Origin of the sequence: Collimonas sp. OK607 (assembly GCF_900111995.1) — a bacterium.
In the GTDB taxonomy this organism is placed as follows: Bacteria; Pseudomonadota; Gammaproteobacteria; order Burkholderiales; family Burkholderiaceae_D; genus Collimonas.
This window is the reverse complement of record NZ_FOKF01000007.1, coordinates 14,639-39,937: the sequence shown is the minus strand read 5'-3', so window position 1 is coordinate 39,937 and position 25,299 is coordinate 14,639. Positions and strand designations below refer to the sequence as shown.

At 57.4% G+C, this 25,299-nt stretch carries 24 protein-coding genes and 1 pseudogene; 15 read left to right on the top strand and 10 right to left on the bottom strand.

All coding sequences use genetic code 11. The features are described 5' to 3' along the window. Positions 1-1,647 (bottom strand): isovaleryl-CoA dehydrogenase, encoded by a 1,647-nt coding sequence (locus tag BM029_RS06980; RefSeq protein ID WP_092433989.1) that lies wholly within the window; start codon positions 1,645-1,647, stop codon positions 1-3. Positions 1,648-1,874: 227 nt separating this feature from the next. On the opposite strand from BM029_RS06980, the gene BM029_RS06975 reads away from it, so the two are divergent. From BM029_RS06975 to BM029_RS06920, 12 genes are all read left to right on the top strand, one after another. After that, the gene (locus BM029_RS06975; RefSeq protein WP_092433984.1) at positions 1,875-4,004 is read left to right on the top strand and encodes a DNA polymerase III subunit gamma/tau; all 2,130 of its coding nucleotides are present in this window, start codon (positions 1,875-1,877) and stop codon (positions 4,002-4,004) included. A 73-nt stretch (positions 4,005-4,077) separates the two neighbouring features. Next, the gene (locus BM029_RS06970) at positions 4,078-4,398 is read left to right on the top strand and encodes a YbaB/EbfC family nucleoid-associated protein (RefSeq protein ID WP_092414859.1); all 321 of its coding nucleotides are present in this window, start codon (positions 4,078-4,080) and stop codon (positions 4,396-4,398) included. A gap of 40 nt (positions 4,399-4,438) precedes the next feature. Then, positions 4,439-5,035: a recombination mediator RecR gene (gene recR, locus BM029_RS06965; RefSeq protein WP_170851012.1), complete on the top strand. Its 597-nt coding sequence runs from the start codon at positions 4,439-4,441 to the stop codon at positions 5,033-5,035. Positions 5,036-5,236: 201 nt separating this feature from the next. Then, positions 5,237-6,274, top strand: coding sequence for an ABC transporter substrate-binding protein (locus BM029_RS06960; RefSeq protein ID WP_092433979.1), 1,038 nt, complete (start codon positions 5,237-5,239; stop codon positions 6,272-6,274). Between the two features lie 133 nt (positions 6,275-6,407). Further along, complete coding sequence (locus tag BM029_RS06955; protein WP_092433973.1) at positions 6,408-7,217, top strand: ABC transporter ATP-binding protein; 810 nt, start codon at positions 6,408-6,410, stop codon at positions 7,215-7,217. A 59-nt stretch (positions 7,218-7,276) separates the two neighbouring features. Beyond that, a complete protein-coding gene (locus tag BM029_RS06950) occupies positions 7,277-8,128 on the top strand; it encodes an ABC transporter permease (protein ID WP_092414864.1) in 852 nt (283 codons plus the stop codon). A 316-nt stretch (positions 8,129-8,444) separates the two neighbouring features. Further along, complete coding sequence (locus tag BM029_RS06945) at positions 8,445-11,273, top strand: xanthine dehydrogenase family protein molybdopterin-binding subunit (protein ID WP_092433970.1); 2,829 nt, start codon at positions 8,445-8,447, stop codon at positions 11,271-11,273. Then, a complete protein-coding gene (locus BM029_RS06940; protein WP_092433967.1) occupies positions 11,270-11,821 on the top strand; it encodes a (2Fe-2S)-binding protein in 552 nt (183 codons plus the stop codon). The genes BM029_RS06945 and BM029_RS06940 overlap by 4 nt, the downstream gene beginning before the upstream one ends. Next, positions 11,821-13,101, top strand: coding sequence for a c-type cytochrome (locus BM029_RS06935; RefSeq protein WP_092433964.1), 1,281 nt, complete (start codon positions 11,821-11,823; stop codon positions 13,099-13,101). The genes BM029_RS06940 and BM029_RS06935 overlap by 1 nt, the downstream gene beginning before the upstream one ends. Positions 13,102-13,297: 196 nt before the next feature. After that, entirely contained in the window at positions 13,298-14,317 is a 1,020-nt protein-coding gene (locus tag BM029_RS06930) for an XdhC family protein (protein WP_092433961.1), read from the top strand. Positions 14,318-14,464: 147 nt separating this feature from the next. Beyond that, a complete protein-coding gene (locus tag BM029_RS06925) occupies positions 14,465-14,794 on the top strand; it encodes a DHCW motif cupin fold protein (RefSeq protein WP_092434258.1) in 330 nt (109 codons plus the stop codon). Positions 14,795-14,976: 182 nt separating this feature from the next. Continuing rightward, positions 14,977-15,636 (top strand): energy transducer TonB, encoded by a 660-nt coding sequence (locus BM029_RS06920; RefSeq protein ID WP_092433958.1) that lies wholly within the window; start codon positions 14,977-14,979, stop codon positions 15,634-15,636. A 90-nt stretch (positions 15,637-15,726) separates the two neighbouring features. On the opposite strand, the gene BM029_RS26560 is transcribed toward BM029_RS06920, so the two are convergent. The 6 genes and pseudogenes from BM029_RS26560 to BM029_RS06895 form a co-directional block, all read right to left on the bottom strand. After that, positions 15,727-15,954: a hypothetical protein gene (locus BM029_RS26560; protein ID WP_371329098.1), complete on the bottom strand. Its 228-nt coding sequence runs from the start codon at positions 15,952-15,954 to the stop codon at positions 15,727-15,729. A gap of 34 nt (positions 15,955-15,988) precedes the next feature. Next, positions 15,989-16,129: pseudogene (locus BM029_RS26555) on the bottom strand (hypothetical protein); the annotation flags it as partial. Between the two features lie 96 nt (positions 16,130-16,225). After that, the gene (locus BM029_RS26445; protein WP_092414880.1) at positions 16,226-16,351 is read right to left on the bottom strand and encodes a hypothetical protein; all 126 of its coding nucleotides are present in this window, start codon (positions 16,349-16,351) and stop codon (positions 16,226-16,228) included. Positions 16,352-16,738: 387 nt separating this feature from the next. Then, positions 16,739-18,034 (bottom strand): TAXI family TRAP transporter solute-binding subunit, encoded by a 1,296-nt coding sequence (locus tag BM029_RS06905; RefSeq protein WP_244544947.1) that lies wholly within the window; start codon positions 18,032-18,034, stop codon positions 16,739-16,741. 125 nt (positions 18,035-18,159) lie between these two features. After that, complete coding sequence (locus BM029_RS06900; RefSeq protein WP_092433950.1) at positions 18,160-18,504, bottom strand: zinc ribbon domain-containing protein YjdM; 345 nt, start codon at positions 18,502-18,504, stop codon at positions 18,160-18,162. Positions 18,505-18,569: 65 nt separating this feature from the next. Next, complete coding sequence (locus BM029_RS06895; RefSeq protein ID WP_092433949.1) at positions 18,570-19,523, bottom strand: LysR family transcriptional regulator; 954 nt, start codon at positions 19,521-19,523, stop codon at positions 18,570-18,572. Positions 19,524-19,634: 111 nt separating this feature from the next. Between BM029_RS06895 and BM029_RS06890 the strand changes: the two genes are divergently transcribed. Together BM029_RS06890 and BM029_RS06885 are read left to right on the top strand one after the other, a co-directional pair. After that, positions 19,635-20,855, top strand: a complete 1,221-nt coding sequence (locus BM029_RS06890; RefSeq protein ID WP_092433945.1) for a serine hydrolase domain-containing protein — start codon at positions 19,635-19,637, stop codon at positions 20,853-20,855. Then, complete coding sequence (locus BM029_RS06885) at positions 20,852-22,072, top strand: MFS transporter (protein ID WP_092433940.1); 1,221 nt, start codon at positions 20,852-20,854, stop codon at positions 22,070-22,072. Before BM029_RS06890 ends, BM029_RS06885 begins: the two co-directional genes overlap by 4 nt. Positions 22,073-22,135: 63 nt before the next feature. On the opposite strand, the gene BM029_RS06880 is transcribed toward BM029_RS06885, so the two are convergent. Beyond that, entirely contained in the window at positions 22,136-23,038 is a 903-nt protein-coding gene (locus tag BM029_RS06880) for a LysR family transcriptional regulator (RefSeq protein ID WP_092433937.1), read from the bottom strand. Next, positions 23,025-23,558 (bottom strand): GNAT family N-acetyltransferase, encoded by a 534-nt coding sequence (locus tag BM029_RS06875; RefSeq protein ID WP_092433933.1) that lies wholly within the window; start codon positions 23,556-23,558, stop codon positions 23,025-23,027. The genes BM029_RS06880 and BM029_RS06875 overlap by 14 nt, the downstream gene beginning before the upstream one ends. Positions 23,559-23,887: 329 nt before the next feature. Between BM029_RS06875 and BM029_RS06870 the strand changes: the two genes are divergently transcribed. Further along, positions 23,888-24,565 carry a methyltransferase family protein gene (locus BM029_RS06870; RefSeq protein ID WP_092433930.1) on the top strand — a complete coding sequence of 226 codons (678 nt, stop codon included), beginning with the start codon at positions 23,888-23,890 and terminating at the stop codon, positions 24,563-24,565. Between the two features lie 20 nt (positions 24,566-24,585). Here the strand turns inward: BM029_RS06870 and BM029_RS06865 are convergent, their stop codons facing one another. Further along, positions 24,586-25,029, bottom strand: a complete 444-nt coding sequence (locus tag BM029_RS06865) for a cupin domain-containing protein (RefSeq protein WP_092433927.1) — start codon at positions 25,027-25,029, stop codon at positions 24,586-24,588. Between the last annotated feature and the right edge of the window lie 270 nt (positions 25,030-25,299).

Genomic DNA, 25,299 nt, shown 5'->3' with positions numbered 1-25,299 from the left:
CTAGATCGCCCAGGTACGCTGCAAAATCTGCTGTTGCAGATGCGCCGCCGCCAGGGTGCCGTAGACGCGCCCGCCCATCGCCTCGCTGCGGCTGGCGATAAACGCTTCCGCGATGGCCGCCGGCGCATGCTGCAACATCAAGGCGCCCTGGACCGTCAGCACCAGGCGCTGCACAAACCGGCGCCCCAGCATCTCGCGCTGTTCAGCCGGGGTGGCCAGGTCCTTCAGCAGATCATCCAGCATGCTGCGAAGGCCGGGATGATCGCGCGCTACCTCAGTCAGTTGCGCCAGCAGCAAGCCGAAGCCGGCCGGCTCGCGTTCAATCGCGCGCAGCACGTCCAGGCACATCACGTTACCTGAGCCTTCCCAGATCGAATTGACCGGTGCTTCCCGGTAAAAGCGCGCCATCGGTGCGGTTTCGACGTAGCCGTTGCCACCCCAGATCTCCATGCATTCGCCGGTGAATTCCAGCGCCCGTTTGCAAATCCAGAATTTGGCGGCTGGGGTGACGATGCGGCGCCAGGCGCGTTGCAGCGGATCGTCGGGCTGTTCGAAAGCGCTCGCCAGCTGCAGCATCAGCAGCGTTGCCGCTTCGCTTTCCAGGGCCAGGTCGGACAACACGTTTTGCATCAGGGGCTGTTCTGCCAGGTGGCGGCCGAAAGCGCTGCGGTGGCGCGCATGGTGCAGCGCTTGCACCAGCGCCTGGCGCATCAGGCCGGCGGAGCCGATGACGCAATCGAGGCGCGTATGGTTGGCCATTTCGATAATGGTCGGGATGCCGCGGCCTTCGTCGCCGACCATGATGCCGAAGGCATCCCGGAATTCCACCTCGCTGCTGGAATTGGATCGATTGCCGAGTTTGTCTTTCAAACGCTGTATCTGCACCGGATTTTTACTGCCGTCCGGGCGCCAGCGCGGTACGAAAAAGCAGCTCAAGCCCATCTCGGTGCGCGCCAGCACCATGTGCGCATCGCACATGGGCGCCGAGAAAAACCATTTGTGGCCGGTCAACAGGTAACCGGCGCCGCGGCCGCTACCGCCTGTCAGCGGTATGGCTGCGGTAGTGTTGCTGCGGACATCGGAGCCACCTTGTTTTTCCGTCATGCCCATGCCGATCAGCATCGAGCCTTTGTGATCCAGTGGAAGATCGCGGCCATCATGTTCACATGACAACAGTTTTGCCTGCAAGGCGGCAAATAGCGCCGGTTCTTGCTGCAGCACCGGAATCGAGGCGAATGTCATGGTGGTAGGGCAAAGCGACCCCGCTTCCACCTGGGCGTGCAGGAAGTAACCAGCCGCCCGCGCCACATGGCTGCCGCTTTGCGGCTTGATCCAGGGCAGGGCGTGCAGGCCTTCGCGTCGCAGCAAGCCCAGCAAGGCATGCCAGGCCGGATGGAAATCGACGACATCAATGCGATTGCCGAGGCGATCGAAGGCACTCAGTTCGGGCTGGTGGCGGTTGGCCAGCTCCGCCAGCTGCCAGGTTTCCTTGCTGCCCAGCTCGGCGCCGTAGCGTGCCAGCTGGTCGGCGTGCCATTGCCCCTGCAGGCGCTTTACGCCAGCTTGCAGGATGGTATCGTCGAGGAATAGATTGTTGCCATACAGCTCAGGCACCTGATTTGTCACTTCATGGATTTGCCCTTGCATGATTGATCTCCTGATGACAGTGTTATTTGGCAATTTGCAGGGTGGGTACGGTGTGCCCACGCGTTTGCGTTATAACCGGAGTATAAGACGGCGGGGCGCTACGTGGGCACACCGTGCCCACCCTACAAGGGCCGAATTTGGCCGCCAAGTTTAAAAACCGTATTAACCTCGTCTGTCAGGTAAAATGCTGTTTGTATTTCACAACCTGCAGCCCATATTCGTCGCCTATGTCCTACCAAGTTCTCGCCCGTAAATATCGCCCCAGAAGTTTCGATACGCTGGTCGGCCAGGAACACGTCGTTAGGGCCTTGACGCACGCCTTGGAGCAACAGCGTTTGCACCATGCTTATCTGTTCACCGGCACCCGCGGTGTTGGCAAGACTACTTTGTCGCGGATCCTGGCGAAATCGCTGAATTGCATCGGAGCCGACGGCAACGGCGGCATTACCGCAGCACCGTGCGGTGTGTGCGAAGCCTGCGTGGCGATCGATGCCGGACGTTTCGTCGACTATATCGAGATGGATGCGGCGTCGAACCGTGGCGTCGACGAAATGGCGCAGCTGCTGGAACAAGCGGTCTATGCACCGTCGAATGCGCGCTTCAAGGTCTACATGATCGATGAAGTGCACATGCTGACCAACCATGCCTTCAACTCGATGTTGAAGACGCTGGAAGAGCCGCCGGAACATGTCAAATTCATCCTGGCGACCACCGATCCGCAAAAAATCCCGGTAACGGTGCTGTCGCGCTGCCTGCAGTTCAACCTGAAGCAGATGCCCCCCGGCCATATCATCAGCCATCTGGATAATATCCTGGGCCAGGAACAAATCGAATTCGAAACTCCCGCTTTACGTTTGCTGGCGCAAGGGGCACACGGCTCGATGCGCGATGCGCTGTCGCTGACCGATCAGGCGATCGCCTATGCCGCCGGCAAAGTGACATTGGACGCGGTGCAGGGCATGTTGGGCGCGCTTGACCAGTCTTATCTGATCCGTGTGCTCGATGCGCTGGCGCAAAAAGACGGCCCCGGTTTGCTGGCAGTTGCCGACGACATGGCCAGCCGCAGCCTGTCATATAACGCTGCGCTGCAGGACCTGGGTACTTTGTTGCATCGGGTAGCCCTGGCGCAAAGCGTCCCCGCCGCCTTGGCCGACGATTTGCCGGAACGCGAAGAAGTGATCCGGCTGGCGGCCTTGTTCGATGCCGAGGAAGTACAACTGTTTTACCAGATCGCCGTACATGGCCGTAATGAACTGGGATTGGCGCCGGACGAATATGCCGGTTTCTCGATGACCTTGCTGCGCATGCTGGCATTCCGGCCGCAAGCCGACGGCAGCACGGTAGCACCGCCGCCAGTCAGCCGGCCGCGCCCTCAGGTTAGTGCGGCGCCTGCACCGCAGCCAGCTCCTGCATCCAGGCCGGCCGCAGCGCAAGCTCCGGCAGCAGCACCTGCGGCAGCGCGTCTAAGCAGCGCACCGCAGACGGTCAGCACCAGCGCACCGGTAGCGCGTCCGGACACAAGCGCCATGAGTCCGGCAAGAGCCGCGCTGGAAGCGGCGCGCGCTGCTGCATCTTCCCGCAAGGGTGGCGCTGCGGCGCGGCCACAGCCAAGCCAGGCGCAAGTAGCGCCAGCCAGCCAGCCAGCCGTAGCGGAAGCCAAGCCTGCAGCACCGGCTTATGTGAAGCCGGTACCGCAAAATTCTTCCGTGCCGCCTTGGGAAGAAGAGATTCCTTTGCCCACGGATTTGCCAGATACCGAATTTTCCAGTTCGGTGGCTGAAAAAAAAACTGAATCGTACGCACAATTCGCACCCTCACGTCCACCTGCAGCCACCGGCGGAGTGAACGGAGCGGCAAACGGGGGGGCTAACAATCACCGTCAGGCCGCGCGTCCCGAACCTGTTGCCCCGCAGCCTGCGGCTCCGGTAGAACCGTTACCGCCGCTGGTCCTGCAACCAGATACTAACCTGAACTGGGACGGCAACTGGCCGTTGCTGGCCGCCAATTTGGCGGTGCGCGGAGTAGCGCATCAATTGGCACAGCAGAGCGAACTGATCAAATCTGACAGTAGCGGCGCGGCAGTGCAATTCCATCTGCGGATTCCTTTCGATACCTTGCGCTCGGCCGGCAGTGTTGATAAGTTGGAAGTAGCGCTGACCGAGCATTTCGGCCGTAACGTAAAAGTGGAAACCGAGCTCGGCACGGTCCGCCATACCGCCAATGCGCAGGCCATGGCGGCACAGGCAGAGCGGCAGCGTCTGGCAGAACAGACAGCGCAAAACGATCCCTTCATTCAGAGCATGATGCGCGAATTCGGCGCTTCGATCGTGCCTGGATCGATCAAGCCTCTGGGGTAATCAACTTTTTGTAGTCAATTTTTGTGATCAATTTTTTTGTAATGAATTTTTTTGTTTTCATAGGAGAAGCGTCATGATGAAGGGCCAAATAGCAGGGCTGATGAAACAAGCCCAGGCAATGCAAGACAACATGAAGAAGATGCAAGACCAATTGGCCTTGATCGAAGTCGAAGGCGAATCGGGCGCCGGCCTGGTGAAAGTCGTGATGACTTGCAAGAACTCCGTCAAGCGGGTAGCGATCGACGCTTCCTTGCTGGCCGACGACAAGGACATGCTGGAAGATCTGGTAGCTGCCGCGTTCAACGATGCAGTGCGTAAAGCTGAAGCATTGTCGGCGGAAAAAATGTCCGGTCTGACTGCAGGCATGCCAGCCGGTTTCAAATTGCCATTCTGACCAACCTCGTTTTTGAGCACAGCATGATTCAAGGCTTGACGTGAAAATTCCTTCCAGTCTTACTTTACTCACCGAAGCCTTGCGTCATCTGCCCGGCGTCGGTCCGAAATCGGCGCAACGCATGGCTTATCACTTGTTGCAGCATGATCGCGACGGCGCGGCGTTGCTGGGGCGGGCGCTGACCCAGGCGGTCGACCAGATCCGCCACTGCGCGCTATGCAATACCTTCACCGAAAACGAGGTCTGCGAAACCTGCCTCGATCCTGATCGCGATCCTGCCTTGCTGTGCGTGGTGGAGACGCCGACAGACCAACTGATGATTGAACAGACCCTGACTTTCAAGGGCCTGTATTTTGTCCTGATGGGACGCTTGTCACCGCTGGACGGCATCGGTCCAAAAGACATCCAGCTGGAAAAACTGATCGGCCGCGCCACCGACGGCGTGGTGACGGAAGTCGTGCTGGCGACCAATTTCACCAATGAAGGGGAGGCCACTGCCCACTACATCAGCGAAACCATGAAAGCCCGCGGCCTGCAAGTCAGCCGCCTGGCGCGTGGCGTGCCGGTGGGAGGGGAGTTGGAGTATGTTGACGCCGGCACCATCGCCCGTGCGATGCTGGACAGGCGTGCAACCTAGCATCTGATATGGCTGATATGTCATGCTAAAAAAACATAATGACGAGAGGCTACTAATTTCCACGCAGACAGTATTATCATAGAGTCCGCAAGTAACCGGATTTCCGAACAGCCACACCAAGATGGCAAAGAAAAGAACCATTACTGACATAAACATAAATTTAGCAGTAGTGAAATAACCCTGGATATACGAGGAGACAATATGAAGTTCAGCTGGAAGCAGTTTGGCATCGCCCTTTGCTTGTTCTTGGCGGGGTACCTGACATTCAATGGAAATTTGTTTGCGCAGACGCCGGAGAAAACCAAAGTATCGATCGCGGTGGGTGGCAAAAACCTGTTTTATTACCTGCCGCTGACGATTGCCGAGCAGCTCGGTTATTTCAAGGATGAAGGCCTGGATGTGACGATTTCCGATTTCGCCGGCGGCGCCAAAGCGCTGCAGGCGCTGATCGGCGGCAGTGCCGACGTAGTCTCCGGCGCGTTCGAACACACCATCAGCATGCAGGCCAAGAATCAGCACATCACCGCATTCGTGCTGCAGGGCCGGGCGCCGCAAATCGTCATGGGCGTGTCCAACAAGACCATGCCAAACTATAAGTCGATTGCGGATCTGAAAGGCAAGAAGATCGGCGTTACCGCGCCGGGTTCCTCGACCAGCATGATGTCCAATTTCGTCCTGGCCAAGGGCGGCCTGAAGCCGACCGACGTCTCCTACATCGGCGTGGGCGCCTCGGCTGGCGCATTGTCGGCACTGCGCACCGGCTCTATCGACGTGATCGTCAATCTCGATCCGCTGATCACCATGATGCAGCAAAATAATGAGATCAGGATCATTGCCGATACGCGCACGCTGAAAGACACCAATGCCGTGTTTGGCGGCCCGATGCCGGCAGCCACCTTGTACGCCTCCGCCGATTTCATCAAGAAATATCCGAATACCACGCAGGCATTGACCAACGCCATGGTGCGCGCCCTGAAATGGCTGCAGAAAGCCGGCCCGTCGGACATCGTCAAAACGGTGCCGGAGAGTTATCAGCTGGGTGATCGCGCGTTGTACATCGAAGCCTTCATGAAAGTGCGTGAAGCGCTGTCACCGGACGGCACGATTCCTGACGCTGGCCCGAAAGTGGCGCTGCATACACTGGAAGCATTCGATCCCGAGCTGGCCGGAAAAAATATCGACCTGTCGCAAACTTATACCAATGAGTTTGTAAAAAAAGCTAACGCCAAGTACAAATAATACGGGTAGGGTGGGCAAGTTTCTTTTGCCCACGCGTGACCTCAAATTCGTCGTCATGCTCGTCTCGATAACGCGTGGGCAAAAAAACTTGCCCACCCTGCCAGCCAGCAGTAACAAGCCAATCCCCACTCTCATGATTCCAGCCCTCCATCTCGACAACGTCAGTTGCACCTTCATCTCCAAAGACGATCGCTCCCAGCGTTACACCGCAGTCGCTGACACCAATTTGTCGATTGCGCCGGGCGAATTCGTTTCCGTGGTCGGGCCGACCGGCTGCGGTAAATCGACCTTGCTGAATGTCGGCGCCGGTTTGCTGCAGCCTTCATCCGGCAGCGTCAAGGTGTTTGGCGAGCCGCTGGTTGGCATCAATCGCCGTGCCGGTTACATGTTCCAGGCCGAAGCGCTGATGCCGTGGCGCAGTGCGCTGCAGAATGTCATTGCCGGCTTGCAGTATCGGGAAACCGATGAAGCCAAGGCGCGCCAGTTGGGCGAAGAATGGCTGGCGCGAGTCGGCCTGCAAGGCTTCGGCGATCGTTATCCGCATCAACTCTCGGGCGGCATGCGCAAGCGGGTGGCGCTGGCGCAGACCTTGATTCTCGATCCTGACATCATTTTGATGGATGAGCCGTTTTCGGCATTGGATATCCAGACCCGGCAACTGATGGAAAACGAAGTGCTGGAATTATGGAGCGCCAAACGCAAAGCGGTACTGTTCATCACCCACGACCTGGATGAGGCGATCGCCATGTCGGACCGGGTGGTAGTGCTGTCAGCCGGGCCGGGAACCCATCCGATAGGTGAGTTCGTGATTGATTTACCGCGTCCGCGCGATGTGGCTGAAATCCGTAACGAGCCCCGTTTTGTCGAGCTGCATCAGCAGATCTGGAGCGTGCTGCGGGATGAAGTGCTGAAGGGTTACCAGCAGCAAAAGAAAGTCGCTTAGAAGCTCAGAGCGGTGCAATCTGGAATAACAAGAATAGATAACGAAGGTAAAGCGGAACCATGTGGAAAGCCATCAAGCCGAATTATAAGAATCTGCGGGTATATCAAGCCTTGGTGCTGGTGATATTTTTCATCATCTGGCACCTGGCGACGCGCAATCCGCAAACGGCATTTTTCTTTGGTGAGCCGATCAAGGTGCTGCAACGTGTCTGGCAGTGGTTTACGGTCGGCAGCGGTTCGCTGGAAGTCGGTTTCGGCGACCACACCTGGTTCACCATGACGTTCCCGGCGGAGATTTATTCGCACCTGCTGATCACACTGACCGAGACCATGCTGGCGTTCGGCATAGGTACGGTATTCGGTCTTGCGGTCGGGCTATGGCTGGCTCTGTCGCCTTTGACTTCCGCCATTCTGGATCCTTACATCAAAGCGTCCAACGCGATGCCGCGGGTGATCCTGGCGCCGATTTTTGCGATGTGGTTCGGGCTTGGCATCTGGTCCAAGGTGGCGCTGGCGGTGACGCTGGTATTTTTCATCGTATTTTTCAACGTCTATCAAGGTGTCAAGGAAGTCAGCCCGGTGGTGCTTGCCAATGCCCGCATGCTGGGCGCTAACCAGCGCCAGCTGTTGCGCACGGTTTACCTGCCGTCAGCTACCTCCTGGGTGTTTTCCAGCCTGCATACGTCGGTCGGACTGGCTTTTGTCGGTGTCATCGTCGGTGAGTACCTTGGTTCGGCACGCGGTGTCGGCTATCTGATCTTGCAGGCTGAAGGCGCGTTCGATATCAATACCGTGTTTGCCGGAATTCTGGTGCTGACCGCCTTTGCGCTGGTGCTTGATACGGTGGTGGGGATGATTGAGAAACGCTTGATGAAGTGGCAACCCAAGAGCGGCGAAACTGAGCGTTTGTGAGCAGTGCTGCGATCGCGTACCGGTAATTGATTTACTTTCGAGTAAAAAGCCGGTCGCAATCATATATTTTTAACAATTATTTAAATAATTGTTTTAATAATTATTTCAGTAAAATAGGTACAAAACGCATTACGAAAGCCATCAAATCATCTATTCTCAACATGTCAAACTGATTATGTTGCTAGTTCTCCAATGTTTTACAATGCCGACCCCCAGATGAATGCCCGGCAGGGGCTTTTGATGGATCCGATGAGCATCTGTAACAACCGCTAGCGAACAACGGTTGGGTTGCTCCTTGGCTTTTGAGGAGAAATAAATGACAAAACTCGACCTTTCGCGTCGTAGTTTTTTGAAGGCTAGCGTAGTGGCCGGCGTATCGGTTTACGTAGCGCCTATCGGTGGCAAAGCGTTTGCTGCCTTGTTTGAAGAAAAAATCCTGACGCCCATCCAGTGGGATAGCAGCAACGGCCAGGTCAAATTCCGTATTGATGGTATTGCCAAGGTAACCGGTGCCAAGGTCTTCGCACGCGACGTACGCGCACGCGACATGCCGCACTGGCCGAACCAGCAAGCGCATGCATTCATCCTGCGCGCCACCAAGGCCGACCGCACTTTCCTCGGCTTCGACCTGGGATTGCTCGGCGACGAATTGAAGCCGGACCGGGTAGTCACTGCCGACGATCTGGTGCGTGACGGGGTGGCTTTCCCGGCGTTTTACGGTGAAGACATGTTGCTGCCGGCCGGTAAGACGCCGGCCTACCTGGGACATGCCGTGGCGATCCTGATCTATAACGATTTCGCCCGTTTCCGTTTTGCCAAAGACAAGCTGCAGTTCAAGGATGAAATCATCCAGTACGGCCCGGTCACCGGCCCGCTGGAACGCGATCCCTGGGGCACGTTCCGCTTCGTGCGGGTAGGCGGTGCGACATCGTTCGACGATGACGTTTTCTCCAGCCTGAAGAATGCGCCGGTATTCCCGAGCATGATGCGCAAGCACCAGTCGGTATGGCCGGACGGCCAGGAACACGGCAAGCTGGGCGAGCAGGGCATGTTTTACGCCGCCCAGATCCAGGATCAGCTGGATCACCCGCCGGCCGACTGGCTGGTCATGGAACGCGACTACAGCACGCAGTCGGTAGATACCGCGGCGCTGGAACCGGACAACGCCAATTGCTGGTACGACAGCGCCAACCAGGCCCTGCACATGGTGGTGCCGACCCAGTCGCCAAGCGAAGTGGTGGAGAGCGCCATCGAGATGATGAAGAAGGGCAAATTTCCGCTCAAGCAGCTATTCCTCCATCCTTGCTACACGGTCGGTTACGGCTCCAAGGATCATTACAATTTCCCGTTCTACGGCCTGGTGACCTCGCTCTATGCCGATGGCAAACCGGTACGGCTGGCGAATGATCGCTACGAACAGTTCCAGACTTCCATCAAGCGTCACGCCTTCAAGATGCATTACCGCATCGCGGTCGATCGCAAGACCGGTCTGCTGCAATCGTTCAAGGGTGAGTTCGAAGCCAATGGCGGCGGTCGCGCCAATTTCTCGCCATCGGTGGCGATGGTGGGTGCTACCGCAGCGCAATCGATTTACTATTTCCCGAAAAACGACCTGGCCGCTGTCGCCATCGCAACCCGTGCAATTGATGCCGGTTCCGCGCGCGGCTACGGCACGCTGCAAAGCATGGCGGCGACCGAGATGATGATCGATGAAATGGCAGAAAAGCTTGGTCTCGACGCCATCGATTTTCGTCTGACGAATGCGCTGCGTTCTGGCATGAAAAATACCCAGGGAGCGATTCCTGCCGGCGCGATCCGGGTTGACGAGGTGCTGCAGAAGGCCAAGAACCATCCTTTGTGGATCAATCGCGCCAAGAAAAAAACGGAGTACGAAGCCGGTCATCCCGGTTATCGCTACGGTGTCGGCTTTGCCTGCGTACAGAAGGATTTCGGCACCGGCGCCGAGACCTCGTTCGCCAAGGTGGAAATCGGCGCCGACGGCCAGATTCACCTGTCGCACAGCGGCGCCGAAATCGGTACCGGCATGTCAACCTCGCAAGCGCTCGCCTGCGCCAAATGGCTGGGCAAGCCGGCACATGAAGTGCGCACCTCAATCACCGACTGGGGCGATTTGCCAGTGGTCACCAGTGGCGATCCTTACATCATGAGCCAGGCCGAGCAAGACAAGCTGGCGGCCAATCCGCGCTGGTCGCCGGGATATGTCTCGCCATCCAGCGCTACCAATTCGGCTTTCTACTTTACCCACAGCACGCGAGAAGCGGCGCGGGTGGTCTTCATGCACGGCCTGTGGCCGGCAGCGATGGCGATCTGGAGCACAGGCATCGGCGGTGGCCAGGCGGCACCGCTGGTGGTGCGGGTTGAAGATGCACGCTGGGTCGACGGCAAGCTGTCCGCTGCAGGCCTGGAAGCGCTGCCTTATGACCAATTGGTGAAGAAAGCCCATGAGCTGGGACTGGTGACAGGCGCCACCGTGCACGTCTTCAATCGCTGGCAATGGACTGAAGCCGAGTTCGAGATTCTCGGCAATGTGGTGCGGATTCCACTTGACGGTTTGTCGGTGCATTATGGCGACGGCGCCGACAAGACGCGCAAGGCCAAGATGAGCACCGCCGGCGGTTATGAAGTACTCAACCGCAAGAAGGTATTCATCCCGCCGACCCAGCGCAATAACGCCGCCGTGACTTACTACAGCGCAGTCGGCACACTGGTCGAACTGGCGGTGCACGAAGCCAGCGGCAAGGTCGAGTTGCTGACACATCACTCGATCATGGAATGCGGCAACCAGCTATCGCCGCAACTGGTCTCAGGACAGTTGCAGGGCGGTTTGGCGATGGGCATCGGCCACGCCTTGCACGAATTTCTGCCGCTCTATGAAGACGGCCCGGGCAACGGCAGCTGGAACTTCAATCGCTACGAACTGCCGCGCGCCAAGGATGTCGCGGTCTGGACCCAAACCGGCGAGGTGCTGCCGCCGCTGACCGAGACCGATCCACCCAAAGGCATCGCCGAAGTGGTGATGATTCCGGTAGTCGGCGCCATCGTCAACGGCATCGCCCACGCCATCGGCCATCGCTTCACCGATCTGCCGGTAACTCAACAAAAAATTCAGGAGGCTCTGGCATGAGCATGACTATCCACCCCATCACCATGCATATCAACGGCAAGCCGGTCGGCCCGGTGCCGGTGCCGGACGGCATCATGATGATCGATTTCCTGCATGAATACCTGGACCTGACCGGCTCGCGCCTGGGCTGCGGGCAGGGCATCTGCCGCGCTTGCGTGGTGATTCTCGACAAGCCGGACGGCACCAGCGAAGAAGTGCGTTCCTGCATCACCGGAGCGCATTTTTTTGAAGGCAAGAAAGTACGTACCGTGGAAGGCCACGCCCAGCGCAACGAGCAGGGTGAGGTGGTTGCGTTGTCGCCGATCCAGCAGAAATTCCTTGAGCATTACAGCTTCCAGTGCGGCTACTGCACCCCGGGGTTCGTTAATGCGGCCACGGTACTGCTGGAAAAATTGAAGCGCCAGCCGATCGGCAAGGATCAGCTCGATCAGGCTATCACCGACGGATTGAACGATCATATCTGCCGTTGCACCGGTTATGTGCGCTACTTCGAAGCGGTCAAGGAAGTGGCGCTGACAACGCCAGGACTGGTAAAGGATGCCAAGTGATGACTAAGGCCCGATATTTCCGTAATGCATTGCGCATTGCGGGTGCTCCGCTGCTGGCGGCCGCGTTGCTGGCGGCTTGCGATGGCGGCAGCAGTTCTGCTGCCCAGGCCACCAGCCAAAGCACAGTCAAGCCTGGCAGCGCCGATCAGCTGGCCCTTGGGCGCTACCTGACCAAAGCCGCCGATTGCGCTGCCTGCCACACTACTACCACCGGCGCAGCATTCGCCGGCGGAGTCGAACTGGCTTCGCCGTTCGGTAAATTCTACGGCTCCAACATCACGCCGGACAAGCAGCACGGCATCGGCAAATGGAGCGCTGATCAGTTTTATAAGGCTTTGCATGATGGCGTGACGCCGGACAAGCATCTGTACCCGGCTATGCCGTACACCTCGTATCGTTCGATGACGCGCGCCGACAGCGACGCCATCTACGCCTACCTGATGCAGCAAAAGCCAGTCGCGGTGCCTAGCAAGGAAGCGGACCTGAAATTCCCGTACAACATGCGCTTCGGCATGATGTTCTGGAACGTACCGTTCCTGAAGAATTCGCTGACTGACGCTTCAACCGGCCAGTCGCCGGCGTGGCTGCGCGGCCAGTATCTGAGCAATGCGCTCGGCCACTGTGCGGAATGCCATTCGCCACGCGGTGTCTTCGGTCAGCTCGATTTGTCCAAGCCACTGACCGGGGCCGCCCTCGGTCGCGTTGCAGCGCCGAATATCACGCCTGCCGGTTTGGCGGCGGTGGGCTGGACTGCCGCGGATCTGCAAACCTTTTTCTCGACCGGTATCGCCCCTCAGGGTTCGGCATACGGCGAGATGTTCCCTGTGGTGCATCTGAGTACGCAGTATCTGAGCAAGGAAGATCTGATCGCGGTCACCACCTATCTGATGGGCGACAAACCGGTGCCGCCGGAACCAGTCAAGACCATCACCGCAGATGCGACTGAACTGGATGCCGGCAGGCGCTTGTACACAGCTGTATGTGCCGGTTGCCATGGCTTCCAGGGCGACGGCAAGCCGCACGTGGCGGTGGCGATGAAGGGCAATTCGACGGTACGCAATGCCGATCCGCATAACTTGATCGTAGCGATGCTGGATGGAATCGAGGCGCAAAAATTCCCTGGCACCGAAAGTCTGCAGGACATGCCCTCTTTCAGCGGCCAGCTGAGCGACAAGGAACTGGCGCAATTGACCAATTTCCTGCGCGCGACCTGGGGCGGCCGGGCGGCCGACATCACGCCGGATCGTATCAAGGCGATGCGGCTGACGACGGCACATTAAGTACGCGTAGGGTGGGCACATCGTGCCCACGCTGGAGCTACTTCACATTCATGCCGATTCGGTGTCGGACGGATGTGGACTCCGGTTATCGCAGTCACGCGTGGGCACGATGTGTCCACCCTACGTCCTAGGTCGTGCGAGCAGCCGATCTTGTTTTTCACTACACTGATAAGTATCAAATGAGATCAGGTATGCCATGAACGCAGTCGACTATCAAGTATTGAAAAGCGCCGTCAGCTGGCTACAGCAAGGAAAACGGGTAGCCATGGTGACGGTAGTGCGCAACTGGGGTTCGGCGCCGCGTCCGCTTGGTTCACTGTTTGCGATAACGGACGATGGCGATTTTACCGGCTCGGTATCGGGTGGCTGCATCGAAGACGACCTGATGCAGCGCTTTTCCGCAGCCTTCCCGCATCAGATCGAACTGGTGCGCTACGGTATCAGCGCAGAGCAGATGCGCCGCTTTGGCCTGCCTTGTGGCGGTACGCTGGAGTTGGTGATCGAACCGCTGACCGACGCCGCCTCGCTGACGCCGTTGCTTGAAGCAGTGGCCGGCCGCCATCTGGTGCAGCGCCGCCTGAACATGCGCAGCGGCCAGGCCAGCATCGAAGCCAGCGATGCCGATTTTGCATTACGTTTCGATGAAGAAGAACTGGTGCAGGTATTCGGCCCGCGCTGGCGCCTGCTGATCATTGGCGCCGGCCAGGTCTCCGAATATCTGGCGCAGATGGCGCCCGCGCTGGATTTTTCAGTTTATCTGAACGACCCGCGCGAAGAGCAGCGCCGCAACTGGCAGGCCGACGGCGTGACCTGGCTGGATGGCATGCCGGACGATGCCGTGCTGACTTTCAAGCCTGACCGTCGCACTGTGATCGTCACGCTCAGCCATGATCCCAAAGTCGACGATATGGCGCTGATGGAAGCACTCAAGACGGACGCTTTCTATGTCGGCGCAATCGGCTCGATGGCAAGCACAGAGGCGCGCAAGGAACGGCTGCTGATGCTGGATTTAAGCCACGCGCAAATCGAACGCTTGCATGCACCGATCGGCTTGTCTATCCTGAGCCGTTCACCGGCAGAGATTGCGGTGTCGGTACTGGCCGAACTGGTGATGTTGCGCAATCGCGGCAGTGTGACTGTGTCGCCATCTAGTTGTGCCATTGGCGCTAACGGCGACAACGGCGTCAGTGATCTGCGGATGGTCGAGCGGCCCTGACTGGCTGCCGCGAGCAGCACGAACTAACCGGGGCAGAGTGAACTTTCGGTATGTTTTGCCGCCGAAACTTCACTCTGACCCTGCTTAGTGGACTACGAAGCAGAAGCAGTAAAACCGAAAGAAACAAACAAGCGCGAGGGGCAAAAAATGAAGATGACTGATATTCCGTTCGGCACCACGGACTGGGAGACGGTTGAGCGCACCGAGCACAAAGGCGAAACCGGGATGGCGTATTGGCGCACCTGTCACTTCGGCGGGATTCGGGTTCGCATGGTCGATTACACGCCAGGCTATCTGGCCGACCATTGGTGCACCAAGGGACATATCCTGTTTTGCCTTGAAGGCGAGTTGCACACCGAACTGGAAGATGGCCGCAGGTTTTTCCTGCAAGCTGGAATGAGCTATCAGGTTGCAGACGACGCCGAGCCGCACCGGTCTTTTACGACGACCGGCGCCAAGCTGTTCGTGGTCGACTGAGCGACTGAGCGACGCTTCTGGCCGCAAGTTTGTAGCGGATATCTTTACTGTTGCCGCTAAGATGCTAATATGAAACTAGGCAATCCGATAAGAAATTAGCGTGCCGGCGGGCAGGGCGTTGCCGTCGACAAGATGATTGCCGCAAAAAGCGAATGAGCGGGCAGGCAGACAGGAGTCCTTAAATGGATTTCACGCTTGATGGGACCGACCCTGGTAGAAAATGGGTTGGCGTCAGTATCGTTGTTTTGATGCATATAGCGGTTGTGTATGCACTGGTCACCGGCTTGGCCCGGAAAGTCGTCGATGTCGTCCAGGAGCCGGTGATCACCAAGATCATCGAAGAAATCAAACCACCGCCACCGCCGCCGCCAGACAAACCTACCCCGCCAGCACCGAAAACCGCTGCACCGCCGCCGCCCTACGTGCCGCCGCCAGAGGTCAAGGTACAGCCGCCGCCCCAGGAAAACGTGATTGCGGCGGTAACCAATGTCAAGCCGCCGACCAACGATTTGCCTACCTCTGTAGCGCAACCGTCAGCCGCAGTAACGCAGGCGCCTGGCCCGCCGGCGCATACCAGCGCCAGGGTCGCCGGGAATTGCGAAAAGCCGGAATATCCGAGAACTTCCTTGCGCAATGAAGAGCAGGGCAGCGTGAATGTGAAGCTGACTATCGGCGCCGACGGTAGCGTGGTGGATGCCGCGATTGAAAAAAGCAGCGGTTTCAAAGACCTGGACAGAGCAACGTTGAAAGCCTGGAGTCTTTGCCATTTCACACCTGCCATGGCCGATGGCCAGCCGGTACAGTCCACGACACGAATGCAGTATGTGTGGAAGTTGGAATGAACAAAATTGGCGTTGCCGACACTTTCTGCATCCGCTACTTAGCTCTTGTCCCCGGATATCAGTTGTGACGTCAACGCCATCGCCCGCCTGTCAGGACTCAACGATTTTCGTATCTTCCATCGTCATGCCGGTCACCATCCCGATAGTCATGCCGGTCGCCGTCCCGATGGTCGTGCCGGTCACCGTCCCGATGGTCGTGCCGGTCACCGTCCCGATAGTCGTGGTCACGACGTTCATCGTGTCGCCGATGGTCTTCACGCCATCCGCCGGATTGCAGTATCCAACCGTTAGGACCTTGGCGCCATTCAGGGTGCGCATATACATAACCTGGACGTGGTTGTTCCCAATGACCTTCAGCCCACACATGCCGGCCGTGGCGCCAATCCCAGAAGCCGGGAATCCACACGTAACCATATCGTGGCGGAGGAACCGGTTCATATCTTGGGGGTGGCGGAGGTCTCCCAACGGTGATGTCAACGCCGATTTGCGCCATGGCCTGCGTTGATACAAAAGTGCTGGCACTAATAGCGATAAGTACAGCAGCTAAATAAATACGTTTCATGTCTACACCTTTTGAGTGAGCGCCGTATTAGCGACCATAGTAATAGTCGCGATGGTGATAATAACCGCCACCACCAACCGGTACGACGATACATCCGGATAATGCTGTGCTGAGAACAATTCCGATTACCACTAAGCTAATGAGCTTTTTCATGTTGATCTCTTTTCATTGAATGACATGAGAATTATGGTGCCACCCGTTACGCTCTGCAGGTGATTCAGTTTTGTATCGCTTGTAAGTTTTGATTACCGGGCTGTATGCGATCTCACGGCTTTGTGAAAATGAGCAACTTTCTTGTCAATGCAGGCGTAACTTCAATGCATCAGAGCTCTCATGCACGTGTTGCCGCGTTTGCGCGGCAATGGAAGGTGGGTTAGTTGCAGAGGGGTAATTTTGCGAGCAAAGAAACAGGGTAAGTCATCGTTCTTTAAAAGCAGGATGTTGAATCTCTCAAAAACAGAGGGAAACTCAGACATCGAGTTTCCCGGGAGGAACATTCAACTTCCGGGCGTCGGAACATGCCGAATCAACATCAATTCATTACCCGACTTTTTGGGCTACCTGGAGAATCCGCTCCCGCACCACCCGGATAGCTTGTTTGAGCGCATACACATCCTGGAAATAACGTTGCGGGATACGTATCTGGCTGGCATTGGCGTCAATGCTTTCGATATCATCGCGCCATTGCGCAACTTGCTCCCTGGTGGGGTTTTTGGTCGCCCATATTTCATCTTCCAGCGATTTGATCTCGCGATACCAGACCACCAGACGGTTTTTCATGCGCGCTTCCACCATGCGCGGCAACGCTTGCAGCAGGCCGAATAACAAGGCCATGAAGGGTAGCAGGATCAGCAAGCGTCTTTCGACGAAGCTGGCCAGCCAGAACGGCAGATAACGTTGCAGGAAAGGACGGCCGGATTTGAAATAACGAATGCTTTCATCGGAAATCGGAAAATCATCTGAATTCAGATTGGGGAACGACCCGCGCGGGGTAAAGTAATCTTCACGGGCGTGGGCCGAATTTGCAGCCTCCAGTAACAGGTAAGTGAGGGCAGGGTGCAGGGTATCCTTGGAAACCAGCAGTGCGGTGGCGGCCAGCAGAGTAACGTCGGCTTGCGGCAGATCGTTGGCAACGCTGGTCGAGGCGCGCGGAAAAATGATCTTGGAGAGCGACGGGAACTTCAGCACCAGCGCGTCTGCCTGTGCAAAGCTCATCAACTTCAAATCGCTGTTCAGCAGCGTCTGCTGCATGTCGGCATCCGGCCGGCCGATAAAAAATGCGGCGTCCAGCTGGCCGTTTTCAAGATTCTGATAAGCCTTGTAGGCATCCATCTCCAGCAGCGTAGCGTTATCGGCGCTGATGCCGCTGTGGCCCAGCAAAACCCGCGAAACTTTCAGCAGACCGCTGCCCGGCACGCCGATGGAAATCCGTTTGCCGCTTAGTTGCGCCAGCCGGTTGATGACCGTGTCGCCGCGATAAAACACCCAGATTGGTTCATATGAAACGGCAGCGATGGTCTGCAGCTGGTCGTTTTCGGTCGGGGTCGTGGTGCCGGACTGGATAAAACCTACTTCGTATTCGCTATCGGGGTCTTTCAGGCGTTGGTAATTTTCCACCGAGCCGGAGGAGCTACGGATATCCAGGGTAATGCCTTCGCGCTTCAAGAGTGGCGCGTAGCGCAATGCAAAACTGTTATAGATGCCTTTATCGGCGCCGGCGGTGATGACAATCGTGCGCTGGATCGCGGGTTTGAGCATGATTACCAGACCCCAGCCCAGCGCCGCCAGCAACACTATTGCGCCGATGATAAGAAGCCGCAGGCGCTTCGCGGTCATGGGGGCTTTGTGTATACGATGCAGTGCTGGATTTTGTCTGGGCATGGGTGTGCAGGCGGCGTTTTGTTGGACGACTCGAAAACCCGATTATCTCTTGGGGAGCAGAGCTACCGTTCCCCACACAACTACACCTTCTTGACGAACTCCGATTTCAGGCTCATGGCGCCGAAACCATCGATTTTGCAGTCGATATCGTGATCGCTGTCGACCAGGCGGATATTCTTTACCTTGGTGCCCACTTTGACCACGCCGCCGGAGCCTTTCAACTTCAGGTCCTTGATCACGGTGACGGTATCGCCATCTTGCAGTATGTTACCCACTGCGTCGCGGTAAACCTTGGCGCCGTCTGCACCTGATTCTGCAGCAGCCTGGGCCGACCATTCATGGGCGCATTCCGGGCAAATGAAAAGGCCGCCGTCTTCGTAGGTGAATTCGGAGTTGCACTTCGGGCATGGTGGTAAAGCGTTCATGATGTCTTCTTTCGGATAAGGCCAGAGCTATACAAAGTGAGACAGTATACTGTGTGATGTCGATGTCAGGACTGAAATGTCGTTGACGGGTGCGCGCTACCCGCCTGGACCGGATGTTTTTTTTCACCGGCTTCCTGCACGAACATCCGCGCCACAAGAAAGTCGATGAACACCCGTAGCTTGGGCGACGCATGCCGGCTGGTCGGCCATAGCACCCGAAACGCAATAGTGCGCTCGACGTAGTCGTCCAGTACCGTGCACAGGCGGCCGTCAGCGATGGCGTCGCGGGCGGCAAAGTCGGGCAGGCAGGCGATCCCCAGTCCGCGTTGCGCGAAGCAGACGCGGGTTTCGATATTGTTGCAAATCATGGAAGTGGGCAGGACGATTTCGGCTTCGTCAGGCGCGCGACGTAGGGGCCAGACTTCCAGTTTGCCGCTATTCGGGTAACGGTAATGCAGGCAAGCATGGTTGGCAAGGTCGGACGGTTTCCGCGGCGTGCCGTGCCGTGCGAAATAGTCGGGCGAACCGGCCAGCAATACGCCAAAAGAGCCAAGCAAACGCGCTGACAGGCGCGAATCGCTCAATTCGCCGGTACGCACCACGGCGTCGAATCCTTCCTCGATCACGTCGACACTGCGGTCGGTGAAATCAAGATCCAGTTCGATTTCCGGGTACTGCAGCATGAAGTCCGCCAGCACCGGCAGTACCAGCGAACTGACTGCCGGCAGGCTGACGCGCAGGCGTCCGCGCGGCGCTCCGGTGCTAAGCGATAGTTCCTGTTCAGCGGCCTCAATTTCAGCCAGTACGCGTCGGCTGCGCTCCAGAAAGAGCATTCCCTCCGATGTCAGCGTGATGCTGCGAGTGCTGCGATGAAACAAGCGCACGCCGAGCCGCTCTTCAAGCCGCGCCACGCGTTTGCCGACAGCCGATGCCGAGACGCCCAGCAAGCGGCCGGCGGCGACAAAACTGCGCGTTTCGGCGACTTGGACAAATACCGCAAATCCACTCAGGCTTTCCATATGCATTCCGATTACGGACATTTATGTCCTTATAGAGTGGAACTATAGCCTAGTTTATCTTTAATTGACCGCCTCCTATCATTTGCCAACCACACAAAAGAAGGAGCCACCATGCCAACACGAATCCCAGTCCTGAGTCCTTTCGAATCATCCGCCGCACTGCAAAAACGCCTTGATGCTGCTCTGGATTCAGCTTTGCATGAGCAACGGCTGGTCGGCGCCGTAGTCCTGGTTGCGCAGGACGGCAAGCTGGTCTACCGCCGTGCAACAGGTTTCGCCGATCGCGAGGCCATGCGTCCGATGCATGACGATGCGCTGTTTCGGCTGGCTTCAGTCTCCAAGCCCATCGTTTCCGTTGCGGCCATGACGTTGGTGGGGCAGGGGCGGCTGGCGCTGGACGACACCCTTGATCGCTGGTTGCCCGAGTTCCGGCCATGTCTGGCGGACGGCAAGGCAGCGCAAATCACAGTGCGGCAATTGCTGTCCCATACGGCGGGTCTGGGTTACCGGTTTTTTGAAGCCGATGAGAACAGTCCGTATGCCCTGGCCGGCGTTTCCGACGGCATGGATGAATCCGGCATCACGCTGGCTGAAAATCTACGGCGCATCGCCAGCGTGCCGCTGCAATATCAGCCGGGCAAGGCATGGGGATATTCGCTGGCGACCGATATCCTTGGCGCAGTAATTGAAAGTGTCTGTCAACTGCCGTTGGGTGCAGCTGTGCAGAGCTTGGTGACTGCACCTTTGGCTCTGCGCGACACCGCTTTTTTTGCGGTGGAACCGGCGCGTTTGAGCAGCGCTTACGTGAACGATGTGAGCCACGGTATGCCGCCGCGACGCATGCACGAGACCGATACCGTTTCGCCTTTCGATGGCGCAGTGGGAATCCGCTACCAGCCAGCGCGCGCGCTCCAAGCCCATGCGTTCCCGTCGGGCGGCGCCGGCATGATTGGCAGCGCCGGCGATTTTCTGCAGCTGCTCGAGCTGTTGCGTGAAGGCGGCCGTGATTTGTTGCCGCGCTCGCTGGTCGATGAAATGGCAAAGAATCATACAGGCGATCTGGAACTTCCGAATGCGCCCGGGTTTGGCTTTGGCCTGGGATTTTCTGTGTTGCGCGATCCGCTCGCAGCAAATTCGCCAGAGTCGATCGGCACCTGGCGCTGGGGCGGCGCCTACGGCCACTCTTGGTTTGTCGACCGTACTCGTGGCCTAAGCGTGGTTGCCTTTACCAATACCTTATACGAGGGCATGTCCGGTCGTTTCGTGACTGATGTGCGAGATGCCGTCTATGGCTGCCAACCCGCTGTGCAAATCACAGAGCGGTCAGCATGAAAGCCATCGAGTTTCAAACAATCGAGCCGATTGCGCCGGATGCGGCAAACACGGCAGCTACCGGTTTGCCACTGGCAGGACTGCTGGCGCTGGCGATGGCAGGATTCATCACCGTTCTCACGGAAGCTTTGCCGGCCGGCTTGTTGACGCAGATGAGCAAGGATCTGGCGGTATCGGAATCGCTGGTCGGCCAGCTTGTCACGATTTACGCCATCGGCTCCTTGCTGGCGGCTATCCCGCTGGTTGCCGCTACGCGCGGCTGGCGCAGGCGTCCATTGCTGCAAACCGCGATCGGCGGTTTCTTTATCGTGAATACGATCACCGCGCTCTCCGACAACTATGTGCTGACGATGGTTGCACGCTTGTTTGCCGGTGTGTTCGCAGGTTTGCTGTGGGCTCTGCTGGCCGGTTTTGCCAGCCGCATGGTGGCGGATTCACTCAGGGGACGCGCGATTGCGATAGCCATGATCGGCACTCCACTGGCGTTGTCGCTTGGCATTCCGCTTGGTACCTTGCTCGCTAGCTGGATTGGTTGGCGCTTTACGTTTGGCGTAATGAGCCTGTTGACCTTGATTCTGCTGGTTTGGGTGCAATCGGCGGTGCCGGATTTTTCCGGCAAGGCTGCCAGCAGCCAGCTCAGGGTTGCCAAGGTGTTCGGCATGCCTGGCGTCAAAGCGATATTGGGCGTCACCTTCGCCTTTGTGCTGGCCCATACGATTCTATACACCTACATTGCGCCATTCCTTGCGCCGCCGGGCATGTCGGATCGCATCGATCTGGTGTTGTTCGTTTTTGGCGTCATGGCGTTTGTTGGCACCTGGGTGATCGGCGTCGGCATCGACCGCTGGTCACGCCGCCTGGTTCTGCTTAGCGTTGCCCTCTTCATGCTGGCGTCGGTGGCGCTCGGTGTCTGGAATCTGAATCCGGCCGCAATCTTCATCAGCGTCGGGGTGTGGGGGCTGGCCTTCGGTGGTGTGCCCACCTTGTTCCAGGCTGCCTCTGCCAATGCGACCGGCGAGGCGGCGGATGTTGGCCAGGCGTTGATGGTCACCGTGTGGAATCTGGCGATCGCCGGCGGCGGTGCGCTGGGTGGTTTGCTGCTGGATACCTACGGGGCATCAAGCTTGCCATGGGCGCTGTTGCCACTCTTGCTGCTGGCCGGGTTCATGACGTGGCGTGCATCGATGCATGGCTTTCCGGCCAGCGCGCAAAAATGAACGCAACAACGAACGCAACAACGAACCTCTGCATTGATCCTAGGTGGAACGCTAGGCGGAGCGCTAGGCGGAGAAATAGTCGGCATAGACTTTGGACACCCATTCAACGAACACCTTGACCCTGGGTGCCAGCTGGTGATGGGATGGGTATAGCGCCAGAACAGGCAGCTCGGGACAGGTTTGATCTTTCAATACCGCTACCAGCTGACCTGTCTGCAAGTATTTTTCTACCCGGAAGCACGGTACCTGAATCAGGCCGAATCCCAGTAACGCGCACTGGGTGTAGCTATCGGCGTTGTCGACTGCTATCCAACTGCCGGCTTTGTATTCTTTTACCTGACCGTCTTGCAGGAACGTGAAGGGATATTGAATATTATGATTGCGCGTGAAAAAGCCGACCGCCTGATGGGCGCCAAGGTCTGCCGGGAGCAGGGGAGTGCCGCAGCGGGCCAGGTATTCCGGGCTGGCGCAGATAACTTCAGGCAAGGAGGCGAGCCGTTTCGCCACCAGGGAAGAATCCTTGGGTACGCCGACCCGCACCACACAGTCGATGCCTTCCCCGACCAGATCGACCAGCCGGTCGCCGCTACTGATTACTATGTCCAGCCGCGGATAACGCTGCCGAAATTCAGCCAGCCGCGGCAAGATGATCTGGGTCGCGTGCGTGCCGTGCAAACCCAGGCGCAGCACACCGGTCGGATTTGCCGAGCTGATGTCGAGGGAGGCTTCGGCATCTTCCACGTCCGCCAGGATCCGGCAGCATCGCTCGTAAAAGCCTCGGCCGTCCAGCGTCGGCTTGACGTTGCGGGTGGTGCGTTCCAACAGCCGTACTCCGAGTCGCTGTTCCAGTTCCTTCATGGCGTGGGTGGCGGTTGCCCGTGGAATCTCCAGCAATCCCGCGGCCTTGGTAAAGCTACCCAGATCAACGATCTGGGTGAAGAGGCGCATCGCTTCAAGCCTGTCCATGGCCGGATTCCCAATCGCTGCGAGTCATGGCGTAGACAGAGGTATCCATGTCATACCATCTTTCGATACCCTGAAACTGCATTCCCAGGCGCTGCATGACGCGCGCTGAACCGGCGTTCTCCTGATGGCATACTGCGCACAAGCTGTCGCCGCCAACCGTCTCGAATGCGAAAGCAGCCATCCGGCGCGCCGCCTCGGAAGCAAGACCCTGGCGCCATTTGTCCTGGCGGAGACGCCAGGCGATTTCCAATGGATTCGCAGTATTCCCTCCTAAATATTGAATGGCACCGGAGCCGATGATTTCTTCGGTCTCAAGCTCGATAAAACTCCACCAGGAGAATCCCCATTCGGCCCAGCGTTTCTTGACGCGAGCAATCGCCGCAGCGGTGTTCTCAAGCGTTTCCGGTTTTCCCGTAATGTAGCGCATCACTTCCGGATCGCGGTTGACGGCATTGAGCCCTGCCAGGTGCGAGTCGTTGAACGGTTCAAGGCGCAGGCGCTGCGTGGTCAGTATGGTCATATGGATTGTCTGGCTATCAATTGTAGAAATTGTAGAGAGGGCGGTCATCAATACCCAAAGTCGATCGTGTTGGATCGTGCCACGGATAGCTTCGCAAAGCAATTTTGAGATTTGCATGGCCGGGCCACGCGTATTTAACCAGGAAGCGTAATATGGTATATCCGACAGGATGAAAGAGTGGCAGATATGAAGTCTACACTTTGGAGCGCTATAGCCATCGCCTTGATGGTTGCTGCGGCAGTGAGTTCTTATGTTGAATATCAATGCGGGGCAATCCATAACGATAATACTTCTGCCCAGTGGGGCAGGCCGGATTGAAATATTGAAAAATGAATAGGCTGAACTTTCGCGCATTTCGATCCAGCGTGCTTGGCGCCATCGTCATGGCGGTTCTTCTTTTCACATCCGCCGGAACCATTGATTACTGGCAGGGCTGGTTGTTCATGGCTGTCTTTGTGGGAGACACGACGGCTATCACGGTATACCTGGCGATCAAAAACCCAAAGCTCCTTGAGCGGCGCATGAGCGCGGGGCCGACTGCAGAAAAAGAACCGGTCCAAAAAATCCTGATGTTTTTTGCGATGGCAGGGTTTATCGGCTTGCTTGTTTTTCCCGGATTCGATCATCGCTTCGGATGGTCACCGGTGCCGGCATATATATCCCTGGCGGCAGACGCACTCATCCTGGTCAGCTTTTTCCTGGTTTTCATTGTGCTCAAGGTAAATACCTACGCGGCCTCCACGATTCAGATAGCCGAAGGTCAGAAGGTGATTTCGACCGGGCCATACGCGCTCGTGCGGCATCCCATGTATGCCGGAGCATTTCCTCTGCTTATAGGCATGCCGCTGGCGCTTGGCTCGTGGTGGGGGCTGTTCGTTCTTATATTGTTCGTGCCGGCTCTTATATGGCGGCTTCTTGATGAAGAAAAATTTTTGCAGAAGAATTTGGCAGGATATGCAGACTATTGCCGGAAGGTTCGCTACCGTTTGCTGCCTTTTGTCTGGTAGCGTTTGACAGGAAAAAAATGCTAATTCGATGCCGCAACCAATCCATATCGGGACATGACGCCAAGCAGCTTTTCCCGGTCAGGAGGGCCGCCCGCATTGAAGATGGAACCGACATCGCGAAAATACTGGGCGCCGATATCGGGTGTCAACACTATCAGCGCCCGGGCTTTTTCACTGTGCGGATTGCTGAATTGATGGACTGACCCGCGAGGCGTGAACATCCACTCTCCTGCGCTCAGGTCGCGCTCTGCGCCATCTACCGAGTACCGAAGCTTGCCCTCCAACACATACACGCACTCTTCGTTGTCCGTGTGGCTATGGGGTGGCGGAACATTGGAATTCGGTGACACGCTCAATTCAAAGACGCCCATGCCGCCAGTGGCGGTGCCGTCAATGAGATACCGGATGCCGATTCCACCGATCAGGATCAATTCTTGAGCTGATTCCGCAACATTTAACGTCATTCCGATCTCCTTGTCCGATCAAATTTTTGTCGGCGCGCGTATCACCATAAACAGCATCAACAACGTGCCGCAAAGCACGCCGATGTGCTTTTACTTGTTGCAATACGAGACTAGCCCGTGAATATCGAAATAGCAAGGTGGCAAGGTGGTGATATGCCTGCCGGGAAGGTTTAGTGCTCGGCCAAACGCTAACTTCAATGCCAATACGCAATTTCCGTACGAACTCTTAAAATGCGGAGTTAGCGTCTAGCGTAAAATTGCAGGGGTACG